At 67.7% G+C, this 14,229-nt stretch carries 7 protein-coding genes and 3 pseudogenes; 6 read left to right on the top strand and 4 right to left on the bottom strand.

Going from position 1 to position 14,229, the window contains the following annotated elements; all coding sequences use genetic code 11:
- Positions 1 to 2 precede the first annotated feature (2 nt).
- Positions 3 to 1,292: pseudogene (locus O1G22_RS00050) on the top strand (IS256 family transposase).
- A gap of 27 nt (positions 1,293 to 1,319) precedes the next feature.
- On the opposite strand, the gene pip reads toward O1G22_RS00050, so the two are convergent.
- A complete protein-coding gene (pip, locus tag O1G22_RS00045; RefSeq protein WP_270079355.1) occupies positions 1,320 to 2,297 on the bottom strand; it encodes a prolyl aminopeptidase in 978 nt (325 codons plus the stop codon).
- A 47-nt stretch (positions 2,298 to 2,344) separates the two neighbouring features.
- Here pip and O1G22_RS00040 point away from each other — a divergent pair, with 47 nt between their 5' ends.
- The 4 genes and pseudogenes from O1G22_RS00040 (at position 2,345) to O1G22_RS00025 (ending at position 8,010) form a co-directional block, all read left to right on the top strand.
- Positions 2,345 to 2,821, top strand: coding sequence for a MarR family winged helix-turn-helix transcriptional regulator (locus O1G22_RS00040; protein WP_270079354.1), 477 nt, complete (start codon positions 2,345 to 2,347; stop codon positions 2,819 to 2,821).
- Between the two features lie 207 nt (positions 2,822 to 3,028).
- Positions 3,029 to 3,916: pseudogene (locus tag O1G22_RS44660) on the top strand (IS110 family RNA-guided transposase); the annotation flags it as partial.
- 409 nt (positions 3,917 to 4,325) lie between these two features.
- A complete protein-coding gene (locus O1G22_RS00030; RefSeq protein ID WP_270079352.1) occupies positions 4,326 to 7,388 on the top strand; it encodes a ricin-type beta-trefoil lectin domain protein in 3,063 nt (1,020 codons plus the stop codon).
- 61 nt (positions 7,389 to 7,449) lie between these two features.
- Positions 7,450 to 8,010, top strand: coding sequence for a hypothetical protein (locus O1G22_RS00025; RefSeq protein WP_270079351.1), 561 nt, complete (start codon positions 7,450 to 7,452; stop codon positions 8,008 to 8,010).
- 246 nt (positions 8,011 to 8,256) lie between these two features.
- Here O1G22_RS00025 and O1G22_RS00020 read toward each other — a convergent pair.
- Positions 8,257 to 9,360: pseudogene (locus tag O1G22_RS00020) on the bottom strand (tyrosine-type recombinase/integrase); the annotation flags it as partial.
- A gap of 192 nt (positions 9,361 to 9,552) precedes the next feature.
- On the opposite strand from O1G22_RS00020, the gene O1G22_RS00015 reads away from it, so the two are divergent.
- On the top strand, positions 9,553 to 10,680 hold the full coding sequence (locus O1G22_RS00015) for an ISAs1 family transposase (protein WP_270079350.1): 1,128 nt from the start codon (positions 9,553 to 9,555) through the stop codon (positions 10,678 to 10,680).
- 432 nt (positions 10,681 to 11,112) lie between these two features.
- Here the strand turns inward: O1G22_RS00015 and O1G22_RS00010 are convergent, their stop codons facing one another.
- Together O1G22_RS00010 and O1G22_RS00005 are read right to left on the bottom strand one after the other, a co-directional pair.
- Entirely contained in the window at positions 11,113 to 11,889 is a 777-nt protein-coding gene (locus tag O1G22_RS00010; RefSeq protein ID WP_270079349.1) for an AAA family ATPase, read from the bottom strand.
- Positions 11,879 to 13,402 (bottom strand): Mu transposase C-terminal domain-containing protein, encoded by a 1,524-nt coding sequence (locus O1G22_RS00005; protein ID WP_428986468.1) that lies wholly within the window; start codon positions 13,400 to 13,402, stop codon positions 11,879 to 11,881. Before O1G22_RS00005 ends, O1G22_RS00010 begins: the two co-directional genes overlap by 11 nt.
- Between the last annotated feature and the right edge of the window lie 827 nt (positions 13,403 to 14,229).

Below are 14,229 nucleotides of genomic sequence, written 5' to 3'. Positions count from 1 at the left end.
ACGTGACTGCCTCTGCTGAGGCGGTTGAAGAGGTCCGGCCGGCCGAGTTGCTGGCGGATGTGCTGGACGAGCAGTTGATCGGGCAGTTGGTCGACCGGGCCCGCGCGAGCGGCCTGCAGCTGACTGGTGAGGGCGGGCTGCTGCAGCAGCTGACCAAGCGTGTGCTGGAGTCCGCCCTCGAAGCGAGATCACGGACCATCTCGGCTACGAGAAGCACGATCCGGCCGGTGCCGGCAGCGGCAATAGCCGCAACGGGACCCGGCCCAAGACCGTGCTGACCGACGTAGGTCCGGTTCAGATCACGGTGCCGCGTGACCGCGACGGCAGCTTCGAACCGCAGATCGTCAAGAAGCGCCAGCGGCGCCTGACCGGCGTCGACGAGATGGTCCTGTCGCTTCCGCGCGCGGTCTGACGCACGGTGACATCTCCGCCCACCTGGCCGAGGTCTACGGCGCGAGCGTCTCCAAGCAGACCATCTCGACCATCACCGACAAGGTCATGGACGGGATGGCCGAGTGGCAGAACCGGCCGCTGGACCCGGTCTACCCGGTGATCTTCATCGACTGCGTGCACGTGAAGGTTCGAGACGGGCAGGTGGCGAACCGGCCCATCTACGTCGCCTGGCGGTCACGGTGGACGGCACCCGCGACATTCTCGGCCTGTGGGCCGGCGACGGCGGCGAGGGCGCCAAGTACTGGCTCCAGGTCCTGACCGAGATCAAGAACCGCGGTGTCGAGGACGTGTGCATGGTCGTCTGTGACGGGCTCAAGGGCCTGCCCGATTCCATCTCGGCTGTCTGGCCCCAGGCGGTGACCCAGACTTGTGTCGTCCACCTGATCCGGGCCTCGTTCCGCTATGCGGGCCGCCAGGACTGGGACAAGATCTCCCGCGCACTCAAGCCCGTCTACACGGCTCCGACCGCGAGCGCGGCGGAAGACCGGTTCCTGGAGTTCCAGGAGGAGTGGGGCGCCAAGTATCCGGCGATCGTGCGGCTTTGGGAGAATGCCTGGGCCGAGTTCGTACCGTTCCTCCAGTTCGACACCGAGATCCGCCGTGTCGTCTGCACCACCAAGGCCATCGAGTCGACGTTCTTAACGGTCAAGCTGCGGACCAAGGTCACCCGCGGTGCGGGCAGCCCAGCCGCCGCCCTGGCGATGGTGTTCAAGCTGGTCGAGTCCGCCCAGGACCGCTGGCGGGCGATCACCGGAGCCCACCTGATTCCTCTCGTCCGTGCTGGAGCCCGGTTCGAAAACGGCCACCTCGTCGAACGACCAGAGACCGTGGCTGCGTGAACTCTGGGCTGAGCCGATGAGCTCAGGTCACGGACGGCCATCTCTTCCTAGACCGGCGAACCGGTCCGTGGCCGCGACGATGGCGTCGATCGTGGCGTCCCCCGACAGCCCGTGCCCCTCGTCGCCGATCAGCACAAGCTCCGCGTCCGGCCACACCTGGGCCAGGTGCCATGCGATGTCCGGGGGGCCGCTGATATCCATCCGCCCGTGAACCATCACGCCGGGGATGCCGGTGAGCTTGCCGGCATCGCGCAGCAACGCCCCGTCCTCCAGAAAACCGGCGTGCCGCCAGTAGTGCGTGACGAGGCGGGCGAAGCGCATCCGGAAGTGCGGGTCCTCGTAACGGGGATCGGGCCGGTGTCCCCGGTGGGTGGACACGTGCACGTCCTCCCACCGGCACCATTCCCGAGCCGCGCGCTCCCGTACGGCGGGATCGGGATCGGCGAGCATCCGGGCGTATGCCTCCACCAGGTTGCCGTCTCGCTCCGGTTCCGGTACGGCATCGCGGAACCTCTCCCATTCCTCGGGGAAGATCCGCCCCATGTCCCGGGTAACCCACTCCACCTCACGGCGGGTGGTGTTGGTGATGCTGAACAGCACCAGCTCCGATACGCGTCCGGGGTGTTGCTCGGCGTAGGCCAGCGCCAGGGTCACGCCCCAGGAGCCGCCAATGACCAGCCAGGCGTCGATGCCGAGGCGCCGGCGCAGAAGTTCGATGTCGGCTATCAGGTGCGGGGTGGTATTGGCGGCGAGCGAGGTCTGCGGATCGGCCGCGTCTGGGGTGCTGCGACCGCACCCGCGCTGGTCGAACAGCACGATGCGGTACGCCGACGCGTCGAACAACTGGCGCCAGAACGGCCCCGCGCCGGACCCCGGCCCGCCGTGCAGGACGAGGGCGGGCTTGCCCCCCGGATTTCCGCAGGTCTCCCAGTACACGCGGTTGCCGTCGCCGACGTCCAGCATGCCGTGCTCGTATGGCTCGACGGAAGGATAGAGCCCGGTCATGTGAGACGCTCTCCCTGAGATGTGACAGTGCTGTTAGATTAGCAGGGGTGAGAAATCATCCGGATCCGGCCGCTGTCGGCACGCTGCTCCGCCACGTGCTGGAATTGCTCGACGCGGACGTGGCCAAGGTCTACCAGGAGCAGGGCCTGTTCGAGTACCGACCCCGCTTCTCCCCGGTCGTACGCGCGCTGCTGGCCGAAGGCCCGCTGTCGGTCCGCGACCTAGCAGCGGCAGTCGGCGTCACGCACTCGGCCGCAAGTCAGACGGCGGCCCAGATGGCCCGCGCGGACCTGGTCACCCATGCCTCCGACCCGCAAGACGCCCGCCGCCGTCTGATCGAGCTCACCCCCAAGGCCCACGCCCTGCTGCCGCAGATCCAGGCGGAGTGGGACGCGACGGTGGCTGCGATGGCGGAACTGGACGCGGAACTTTCCATGCCGCTGGCGGACCTGCTGACCGAAGTGGCGCAGGCGGTACGCCGCCGCCCGTTCCGGGAACGGATCGCGGCGGCCTATCAGCGCTAGGCGTCCGCCAGAGCCCTCCCACCTGCGAGCCATACGCGCGGCAACAGCCGTGCCGATGGCTCGGACGCAACTGGCTCCCTCGTGGTCCCCCGCCGAACAGCAGCACGCCAAAACATCCGAGTCAACCCATCCACAAGTCTTGATGCGATGAAGGGGCGAAGTCCCGCCCTCCGCGGGTGGTCCGGGTAGACGCCAGTCACCCACTTCGTGACGGCGAAGGAGCCCCAGGTGAGCGAGTACGACGGACACCAGTACATCGGTGTCGACCTGCACCGCAGGCGGTCCGTGATCGTGCGTCAGACCGACGACGGTGTCCAACTGAGCGCAGTACGCATCCTCAACGACCCGGTGGCACTCGGTCTGCAGATCGAGAAGGCCGGGCCCGATCCCGACGTGGTCCTGGAAGCCACCTACGGCTGGTACTGGGCAGCCGATGTTCTGCAGGCCGCCGGGGCACGCGTCCATCTGGCCCACCCACTGGGCGTGAAAGGCTTCGCCTACCGGCGCGTGAAGAACGACATCCGCGACGCTGCGGACTTGGCGGACCTGCTGCGGATGAGGCGGCTGCCGGAAGCCTGGATCGCGCCACCGCAGGTCCGTGAGCTGCGCGAACTGGTTCGCTACCGGGCCAAGCTCGTCGCACTGCGGTCCGGGCTGAAGTCCCAGGTGCACGCCGTGCTGGCCAAGGCCGGCGTACTGATCCCGGCATCCGACCTGTTCGGCATCGACGGCCGAGCCCGACTGGAGCAGACCGCGCTGACCGGTCCGTATGCCCAACGCGTCGCGTCGTTACTCAAGCTGATCGGCGAACTCGATGCTGAGGAAGCCGTGTTCAACGGTCGCATCACGGAACGGCTTCGCGACCACACCGGCTACCGGGCCATCCAGCAGCTGCCCGGCATCGGCACGACCCTGGCGGCCGTACTTGTGGCTGAGATCGGCGACGTGCACCGCTTCGCCTCCGCCGACCGGCTGTGCTCGTGGGCGGGGCTGACCCCGCGGCACTACGAGTCCGACACCGTCGTCCGTCGCGGGCACGTCACCAAACAGGGCAGCAAGCTGGTGCGCTGGGCCGTGGTGGAGGCGATCCAGCGCAAGACCACCCCCAAGATCACCGAGGACCGGGCCCGCATCGAAGCCCGCCGCGGCAGGAACATCGCCAAGATCGGCCGTCGCCGGACAGTCCGCAGCCCCCACCAGCGGTACCGTCACCTACACCGAGTCCTCCTTCTACACCCCGAACGTCGGCCTGCTGTCCACACTGCGCTACCAGGCCGACGGGAACCTGCCGGCCGAGGACGTCGACTACGGCTACACCCAGCAGGGCAACCTGGACGGCATCGGCGGCTTCATCACCACGGCCAACACACCCGACTACCTCGACACCGCCGTCCACGACCCCTTCGGCCGCGTCCTGCAGGCCAACTACGGCCCGACCGGCAAGGAACTGGCGACCTTCGCCCAGTACGACGCCACCACGGGCCGCATCACTCAGACGTCGAGCATGGTGCAGACGTCTGCAACCGCCCTGGACGTGGCCAACTACCGTTACAACCAGGCCGGCGAGATCACCGCGATCGACGACCTGCAGGACAACACCACCCACGACACCCAGTGCTTCGCCTACGACTCCCTCCAGCGACTGACCGCCGCCTGGACGGACACCGCGGGCATCACCAGCTCCTCCAGCGCACCCGTCGGAGCCGTCGGCGGCTGCAACACCACCTCCGTACAGACCACGACCACCGCACCGATCACCACCACGACGGTCGGCGGCCCTGCCCCGTACTGGCAGACCTACAGCTACGACCTGCTCGGCAACCGCACAAGCATGGTCGACCACGACACCACCGGCAACGCGCTCAACGACACCACCCAGACCACCGCCTACACCGGCACCGACGGCACCGCCACGGCCACCCTGCCCAATCAGGCCGGCACCACCACCAGCAGCAACCCGACCACGGGCACGGCGACCGGGACGCCGAGCTACACGGACACCGGCTACACGCCTAACAAGAACGCCGGCAACACCATGAGCCGGAAGGTCTCCACCACCAGCCCGCTCATCTCGGCGCTGACCACCAGCACAGGCAAGAAACTGTGCGTCGACGACGCGACGTCGTCCACCACCGACGGCAACAAGATCCAGATCTACACCTGCAACGGCACCAGCGCCCAGAACTGGACGATAGGCACGGACGGCACCATCCGCGGCATCGGCGGCAAGTGCCTGGACGTCGCCAGCAGCGGCACCGCCAACGGCACCAAGATCGACCTGTACACCTGCAACGGCACCGGTGCCCAGCAGTGGAAGGCCGCGGCCAACGGCTCGCTGGTCAACCCCCAGTCCGGCAAGTGCCTGGACGACCCGTCCAGCTCCACCACGACCGGCACCCAGTTGCAGATCTGGACGTGTAACGGAACCCAGGCCCAGACCTGGAACCCGGTCGCCTCCGGCAGCAAGATCCCGGCCGGCCAGACCCAGACCCTCACCTACGACCCCGAAGGCCGCACCGCAACTGTCACCACTTCCTCGGGCACCAGCAACACCACCAGCAGCTACCTCTACGACGCCGATGGCAACCTGCTGGAGCAGACCAGCAGCACCGGCGGCACCGACAAGACCCGCATCCTGTATCTGTTCGGCGGCACCGAACAGATCACCCTGAACGTCTCCGCCAAGACCTGGACCGGCCTGCGCTACTACTCAGGCCCCGACGGCACAACGGTCACACGCTCCAGCACCGGCACGGTCAGCTACCAGATCGCCAACCTCCAGGGCACAGCGACGACGGCCGTCGACGCCGGCACCCTGGCAGCCACCCGCCGCTCCTACGACCCCTACGGCAACCCTCGCGGCACCAAGCCCGCCACGTGGGTCTCCGCCGACGAGAACCACGGCTACCTCGGCCAACCCACGGACACCACCACCGGCCTCGACCTCCTGGGCGCTCGCAACAACAACTACCACCCCAACCTCGGCCGCTTCCTCGCCCCCGACCCGGTCTTCGAAGCCGGCGACCCCAACCAGATGGGCGGCTACACCTACGCCGGTGACAACCCCTCCACCAGATCCGACCCGAGCGGCCTCTTCCTGCCGATTCTCGACGGGGGCGGCGGCACCACCACACCCAGCGACAACGGCACCACCGACAACTCCACTGGCAACACAGGGAGCGGGAGCGACAATAGCGGCACCAACGCCCCTCCCGGCAATCCCTACGCCTGCGGTCGATTCGGACAATGCGGACCGACGGTCAACTACAAGCACGACCCCGCGAAGATCTTCGTCAAGGTCGTCATCGAGCCTTTCTGGGATTTCGCCCTCTGCGTAGCCGGAACTTTCGAGGCTTTTGGGAGGGGTTTGGAGGGAGGAAATCCACACCAGGACGCATGCGAGGTAGCCGGCGGCGTTTACTCGGGCGGCCTCGACAGCGGGGCCAGTGCCGTCAGTGGCGATGCGTATTCCGACACCGAAGGGGCGGTCCAGGGAGCAACCGATTCAGCCGGTGGCGACGCGGCCGTTGCGGCCACCAGGGCCGGCGCGCATGCCAAGGCAGTGGACAATTCGGCCTCCGATGAGGCTGACATCGTCGCGGCGAAGAGAGCCAACGCGCAGGCACAAGCCGAGGAAGCGGACGCCTCAGCGACCAAGCCCAGTGATCCAGAATCGGGCAATGCGGGCAGTAAGCCCGCACCCGCAGCAAGACCAAGCCGCTGCAGCTTCTCCCCGGACACCCCCGTCCTGATGGCGGACGGCAAGGCCAAGCCGATCGGCAAGATCAAGACCGGCGACAAGGTCGACGCCGCCAACCCCAAGACGGGCAAGCGCCAAGGCGCCCGCAGCGTCGAGCACGTGTGGATCAATCACGACCGCGACCTGCTCGACCTCACCATCCGCACCAGGGACGGGCACACCGCGACCCTTCACACCACTGCCAATCACCCGTTCTGGGACGACACCGCACACGCCTGGGTCCCTGCAGGCAAACTCCACCGCGGCGACGCTCTCAACACCGCCACCAACGGCCACGTGTACGTCGTCACCACCCACGTCACACCCGGTGCCGCCAACCGCTGGAACCTCACCGTCCAGCAACTGCACACGTACTATGTTGTGGCAGGCGGCGTGCCCGTCCTGGTGCACAACGTCTGTGACGTAAACGGTCATGAAACCGACCCGGCGCTTCAGGCGACGAGCAATTGGACGCCAAATGTAGAATATTCGCCCGAGGCAGTTGCTTCCCGAAGTCAGGCGAACGGCGATTTCTATGCCGTTCCGTGGGAAACTCATGACCTTGTCGATGCGTACCGTGCCAACCCGGGCATGCCTCCGCGTCCCGGGAACGGCCCTGGCGGCATTGATATTTTCCGAGGCGACAATCTCAGTGGCAAGGCTGCCAGATTCTGGGGTCCTTGGCGTAACTCGCCGATCTACTGGAACTGGCAGCCGAACAGTCAGATCAGAATCATGGTAAACCAGACGACGAATCAGATTGCGTACTTCCCTCTGACTAGCAAGGGAGTGCATAACTACGGATCGCCGACGCTCTATGGTTGGTAGCCAGCCTGTGGTGCATTGCCCGCTTACTCATCTCGTTCACAGGTAGGGTCCAATGGTTGACTTGACCGAACTTGCCGGTCGGCTCCGTGTTGCAGGATTGATCTTCCATGGGATGGCAGATCTAGACTGCCCGTTCATTCCGCCGACGCTGGCTACGGCGGCTGCCGGGTATCCGCCGCCGTCGGGCCAGTGGCCTACTTCCTCCGTTGAAGTTGACGTGCAGGATTGGGTAGCCAAGGCCAATAAGGGCTGGTTTGAATTGTCTCGCGATGGTGGTCTATTTTCCGCCGACCGTGAGTTTCTCGTGGCGGTGGAGCGTCATGAGAAGGAGTGGTGGTGGGCGCGCGTCGGGTTGGCTGATACATGGGACGTAATGGGCGCCGGTGCAGCTGGTGCGCTTGGCAGTGGCTTCGGGCTTCCGGGATTTGTCATGCTGTCGTTGGCGGGGGATGTGATCGTTTGCGGCCTGGAGTGGCAGTCGTCGATTGGTGCCGTTTTGGTCAGCCATTTCAGTGAGCTTCGAAGCCTTCGGGAATTTGCCGAATGGAGGGCGGGCTGGCAGGGAACGACTGAATGGGATCAGGTTACGATCCGAAGTTGGCTGAGGGCGCTCAACGAATGAGAAGCTCTCTTGACGATGGACGGCATGTCGGTTCGCTTGCGTTCGGGGCGTCTTACGGGGCAGCCGCTTGGGTCTACAACTGAAGAATAGGGCTGCCCAGAATCGTGATTTGCGGAATGCCCTCTGGTGGTCATGATGTCGTCATGCTTGACTAGGAAACTGGCAGTCATTCTGCATCAGAGGCCCTACCGGAGCTTGCTCCGGTAGGGCCTCTGGGGTGTCTGACGGCAGTAGTTGACGGCAACGTCAGCGGATGGGTGCTGCACAAAGCGGCCGATCGCTGCCGTCGTCGGGCTTGGTCGAGGTCTCGGGGAGGTTGCTGAGGGCGTGGCCGAGGAGGTCGATGGCCTGGCGCTGGAGGCGGAGCCGGACGTGTGCGTAGACCGTCGCGGTGACCCCGATGTGGGCGTGCCCCAGGAGCTCTTTGATGACGACGAGTTCGACGCCCTGCTCCAGGAGGAGTGTCGCGGTCGAGTGCCTCAGGTCGTGGAACCGGATCGGCCGCAGATGTGCCTTGCTCAGCAGGGCGTTGAAGTGCCGGGTGAGGGTCGCGGGTTCGATCGGGTGCCCGTCGGGCCGCGTGAAGACGTGGCTGCTGTCCCGCCAGTCTGGGCCCGCCTGCTGCTTCTCCTCAGCCTGCCGCTGGCGGTGCGCGCTGAGCGAGGTGACGCAGGAGGCTGGCAGGGCGATGCGCCGTTCGGAGCTGATGGTCTTGGTCGGCAGGCTGGCAAGTCCGCCGCTGTGGGTGCGCTGGAGGGTGAGGCGGATGCTGGCGGTGCCGCTGTCGAGGTCTTCCCAGCGGAGCCCGAGGAGTTCGCCCTTGGGTAGTCCGGTGCGCAGGGCGATCTCGAACAACGGGGCGAGCCGGTGCCCTTGCGTGGCGGCGAGCAACTGGCGGGCTTCGTCGGTGGTGAGGGGGTTGAAACGGCGCGGGCGGGGTGTGCCGGTGCGGACGTTCCGGGCGACGTTGCGGGGGATCTCTTCCTCGCGAACGGCGTGCTCCAGGGCGGACTTGAGCACGGAGTGGATGTACGCGAGCGTCAGCGGGGAAAGCCGCTTGTGGCAGCACTGGCCGAGGGCGCAGCAGCGAGGGCGGCGACTGGTCTGCGCGTTTGGGTCGCGTCGGGCGTCAGTGCCGCGTGCGCAGCACTGGCAGACGGTGCGCAGCTCGTTGAGCCAGGTGCGGACGTCCTTGGCGGTGAGCTTGGCGAGCTTCTTCCGGCCGAGGCCCGGTATGAGGTACTGGTGCACGATGGCGGTGTAGCGGGTGCGGGTCGTTTCCCGCAGTTGGTGGACGGCGACGTTCTCCAGCCAGTACGTCAGGAAGGCCGTGAGGCTGCCCTGGGCGGTCAGGGCGCGAGCGTTCTCGGCTGGCGAGATGAGCGGACAGACGGGCTTTTTTATGTTCGCGTGTGTCCGCCCGAAGAAACGTTGATACGTGCCAGGTTGCCTTACGTTGCGCTTGGGGGCCGGTCGGAGAACGGCGGAAGCGATCGTTGATGATCAAGGTGTCTGACGCCTCATCAACAACAACCGCTTCCGATGCCATCATCCTCGATCACCGCGCTCGAGCGCCACCGCGACCACGATGCGGTCGCCTCCCTCGACCTCGCCGACCTCGACCAGGCGGTCGACCTCGCCGAGGTCCTGGACGGCCTGCCCGATCCCCGGCGCCGCCAGGGCCGCCGCTACCGTCTCGGCCCGATGCTCGCGCTGTGCACCCTGGCCGTACTCGCCGGTGCCCGCACCCTCGCCGCGATCGCCCGACATGCCGCCGAACTCCCACCCCACCTGCACGAACGCCTCGGGCTACGGGCCGCACCCCGCGCCAGCACCCTCGGCCGCCTGCTGGCCCGCCTAGACGGCGACACCCTCGACACCGCCGTCGGCGCCTGGCTCGCCCACCTTGCCGACCCCGGCGAGGCCGTGGCCCTGGACGGCAAGGCCCTGCGCGGCTCGCGTACCGCCGAACAGCGCGCGATCCACCTCGTGTCCGTGATCACCCACAACGGCAGGCTGACCCTGAACCAACGCCAAGTCGCCGACAAGAGCGGCGAGATCACCACCTTCAAGCCGCTGCTGGCCGACCTCGACCTGGCTGGCCGCACCGTCACCTTCGACGCCCTGCACTCTCAGCACGAGCACGCCCGCTACCTCGTCGAGACGAAGAACGCCCACTACGTCGCGCTGATCAAGGACAATCATCCAAAGCTTGCGGCGTTCCTGCGCGAACTGCCCTGGGCCGACATCCCGCTCGGGTACCGCACCCGCGACCGCGCGCACGGACGCGATGAGATCCGCCGCCTCAAAGCCGCCACCGTGCCCAAGCGGCTGGCCTTCCCGCACGCCGTGCAGGCCCTGCAGACCGTGCGACGCCGCCGCGACCTGCAGACCGGCAAGGTCACCCTGGAGCGCGTCTACGCCCTCACCGACCTCACCGCGGCCCAGGCCACCCCAGCGCGGCTGGCGAAGATCGTTCGAGGGCACTGGGGGATCGAGGCGCATCACCACGTCAGAGACGTCACGTTCGCCGAGGACGCCAGTCGCATCCATACGGGCACTGGCAGGGGACTGGTTCGGCGGGCTGCTGCTGTCCGGTGCTTCGGGTGCCGGTCGGCGGGTAGCCCGTCCGGCTCAGAGCGATACGGGCCTGGGGGAGGGTGTCGATGAGGTGGTAGGGGGTCTGTTCGAGGAGTGTTCTCAGGGCTGGGCCGGCGGGCCGGTGCCAGAGGAGGGTGAGGCGGATGCTGCATCGCTCGCGCAGGGTGAGTAGTTGTCTGTGGCGGGCGGTGGTGAGGTGGTCGGTGCGGCAGACGATGAGATGCCCGATGCGGTGGGTGAGGATCCAGGTGGCGACGGCGTCCCATGCGGGGCGCTGGGAGTCGGCCCAGGTGCCGTACGTTTCTCCCCCTTGGGGGAGGCGTTTGCCCAGGGCGTAGAGCAGGTCGTGGGCGAGGGCGGCGGGAGCGCCGTTGGCGGGGCTGGGGTCGACGGCCAGACGGCCCGCGGCCGGATCGTGTGCGGCATGTGCGGCGGCTGTCCAGTCGGGGTGGTCGTCTTTGTCGATGAGGACAGTGACGGCTGGGAGGCCTGTGGCCGTCACTACATGCCGCCGATTTTGCTGTAGACCCAGCGCACGAGGTCTTCGTCGACCTTCTTGAGGTTCAGTTTCTTCATGCCGGCGAGGACGTGGGTGGTGATGTTGGCCCAGTTGCGGAAGCTGCCGTGGGCGGCCTGTTTGTCGATGGCGTCGATCAGCGCGGTGTCCACGTCTGCCCAGACGGGGTGGAAGGCGGGAATCGTGGCCCGTACCTCGTCTTTGGACATGCGGGTGAACTCCTGCCAGATGAAGATCCTGGAGGCCAGCATGGGTTCGCGGCGCAGGACTTTGTAGCAGCCGTCGCCTCCGGCGAAGATCACGGCGATGTTGGTGCGTTTGTCGTCCCACAGGTGGCGCCAGAACTCGAACCCGGTCTTCTTCATCCACTGTGCCTCGTCACAGACCAGGACCCGGAACTCCTCAGCGAGCGCCTCCTTGAGGAGGGTGTCGAACTCGATCGGACGGGCCGGCGGCTCACCGGGCAGCCCCAGCGCCTGGAAGAGACCATGGCGGATGTCCCTGGGGGTCGGTCCGGCCCGTAGTTCCAGGCGGTGGGTGATGTCCGGGGCGAGGTGGCGCAGCGCGGAGTTCACCGACATCGTCTTGCCGGATCCGGCCGGCCCGTAGACGCACATCATGGCCTTGGCCTCGATGACGGCCTCGATGTTGTCCCGGGTGGTCAGCAGCGTGTCGGTGCCGACCAACTGGGCCTGCTCCAGGCCCAGGAAGTGGTCTTCGCTCTCGTCGGGCAGCAGCCCGTAGTCCAGGTCAGCGATCATCAGCTTGGTCCTCATCAGGGGTAGGTGTGCGCGGGGGCCTGGGGCGGGCCCAGGTATCGGGCGCGGGGCCGTGCGGAACGAGATCGGGACGGGCCAGGGCACGACGGTCCGTCTGCGCCGCCGCTCCCAGTTCCTCATCGGCCTGCGCGGAGGTCAGGGCGGCCAGTGGCCTGGGCGGGGCGGCGATGGTGGAGGCTTCGAAGCGCTGGCGGCGCAGTTTCTCTGCGGCTTTCAGATCGGCTTTGAGCCGCCTGGCGGCCGCGGTCCGGGCGGCCTGGACGGAGCGGATCTGCTCCCGGCTCGCCGCGGCGGCCAGGAACGCCGAGCCGAGGTGGCGGCCGGTGGCGGCGTCGAAGACTTCGATGGTGTCGTCGTGGTGGGGCAGGTGTCGTACCGAGACTTTGGTGCCGGTGCGGCCGTTCATCCACGGGGCGAGGTAGTCGCGGCGGCGCCACCGCACCCCGCTGGTGCTGATCGTGTACGTACGGCCGTCGTCTTCCAGCGCGAACGTTGCCAACTGCCCGGCACACATGTCCGTGAGCGGGGTGGCATCGGCCTGCCATGCCTCGACGGGGGTTTTCCCGTTCAGCGCGGACGGGTGGTGGCGGGTGTTCCACCAGGTCACCCAGTCCAGCAGCAGCCTCACGAACGCCTCGTAGGTCAGGGGCGGGGCGTCGGGGTCGGTGAGTCGGCCGCCGGTGAGTTTCTGGCGGCCGGTGTAGCGGGGGAGGGAGACGAGGAACATCTCCTCTACCGCGTCGTTGAGCGCCTCGATGGTGCCCTTCAAGTGCGGTGTGTAGGCGGGCAGATCGGTCACGGGGACGGCGAACGCGCCCATCGCCGCGGTGACTGTGGCGCACAGGAACTCCTTGCCGCGGTCGACCCGGATCTGACCGGGCAGCCCGCCCACCGGTCCGAACGGCTCGGTGCGGGTGATCGCGATCCGCAGGGACGCCAGCACCGCGTCGCGGCTCGGAGCGTGAGCTGTGACCGCGACCCCGGTGATCGCCTTGGTGGCGCAGTCGATGAACCAGGTCACCCACGGCCTGGCCAGCTCACCTTCCACGTCCACCTCGACGGGCACGTGCTTGTGGTCGCCCTCCCACACCGCGTTGCGGTGCGTCGCCGGCCGCCGCCCGAAGACGTCATGCGCGCGCCGCGCCGCCTCCCCGCTCTTGAGACCGGCCCGTTCCCCGCGGGTCAGGTCCCGGCGGATCGCCCGGTGCAACGTCGACAGCGACGGCACCGCGGGCGCGTCCGGATCGTCGGCCGCCCGCTGCACCAGCTCGGCATGGACCCGGGAGGCGTTCCCGCCCCACAGCGCCAGCAGCCGCCGGACTTCCGTGGTGACCGTGAAACGGGACGACTCCACCCGGGCGAAGCGGTGATCCTCCCGGGCAGCGGCCAGCCACCGCCACACCGTCCGCTCCGACTTCCCCAACGCCTGAGCCACCAGACGCACATGCGCGGCCGTCAGCTCTCCACGACCGTCGAGGTCCAGCAGCCGGGGCATCGCCGCCGCCCGCCCCGACGCCGACTGGAACACGGCCGTCGGACCGTCTTCGGGATCCTCGCCACGGCTTCCCGGCATGTGCGGCCCCTCTCCGCCGAGTAACGGGACAGCACGGCCCGCCGTCCTGGTCTCAGGTATCCCAGCCCTTCGCTACCCAACTGACCGGAATCGGCATACGACTGACAGCAACCATCGCCATCCGATACAGCCGTGCCCGCGTACGGGCGGCGGTCTGCCGGACGCCTTCTCGCGAGCGGCGTAGAGCTGACGGGTGCCCGGATGACCGGCCTCGGTGAACAGCAACTTGCTCGAACGCGGCAGCCCACCGTGCTCCTCGCCCACCAGCCTCACGCGCGCATCGCTCATCCTGTCCACGCTGGCGGCGCCGGCGGCGCGCATCTCGGCCGCGCAGTTGCGGCAGATACCTGCTGCCTGGGCGGACGGGAGCCCGGGCCGCTACCTGGGACTTGATCGAATCGGCCCGCCACTTCGGGCAGCTTCACCGGCGGACGCCCAGCGCCCGTCTGCTGCCGCTTCTCGCCTTCGACCAGACGGCCGTGGCCGAAGCCGTACACGCCTGCGGCCTGTTCGAGCCCACCCTGCCTGGCGCGGACCATCGTGCCGCCCCCGGCCGCCGGCACCCAAGGCACGGGCAGCGCAGCAGCCGCCGGTCCCGGGCAGCATGAGACGTATCGAGCACCCGATCACCCCCCCGTGCCCTGCCATCAAGACTACGCCTACATATGTTCGAAATTTCCCTGGCGCAATCGGTGAAAGAGGGGTGGCCGAAGTGCCCTTTAAGCAGCGGGCCTCAAGGCCGGCTACGC

The sequence above is a fragment of the Streptomyces camelliae genome, assembly GCF_027625935.1.
Lineage (GTDB): Bacteria > Actinomycetota > Actinomycetes > Streptomycetales > Streptomycetaceae > Streptomyces > Streptomyces camelliae.
This window is presented reverse-complemented; position numbering and strand designations above follow the sequence as displayed.

Coding starts and splice junctions, on each gene's coding strand:
- pip (WP_270079355.1), bottom strand. CDS start 2,297: ATGACCGGGCTCTATCCTTCCGTCGAGCCATACGAGCACGGCATGCTG.
- O1G22_RS00010 (WP_270079349.1), bottom strand. CDS start 11,889: ATGATCGCTGACCTGGACTACGGGCTGCTGCCCGACGAGAGCGAAGAC.
- O1G22_RS00015 (WP_270079350.1), top strand. CDS start 9,553: ATGCCATCATCCTCGATCACCGCGCTCGAGCGCCACCGCGACCACGAT.
- O1G22_RS00030 (WP_270079352.1), top strand. CDS start 4,326: ATGGTGCAGACGTCTGCAACCGCCCTGGACGTGGCCAACTACCGTTAC.
- O1G22_RS00005 (WP_428986468.1), bottom strand. CDS start 13,402: ATGCCCCGGCTGCTGGACCTCGACGGTCGTGGAGAGCTGACGGCCGCG.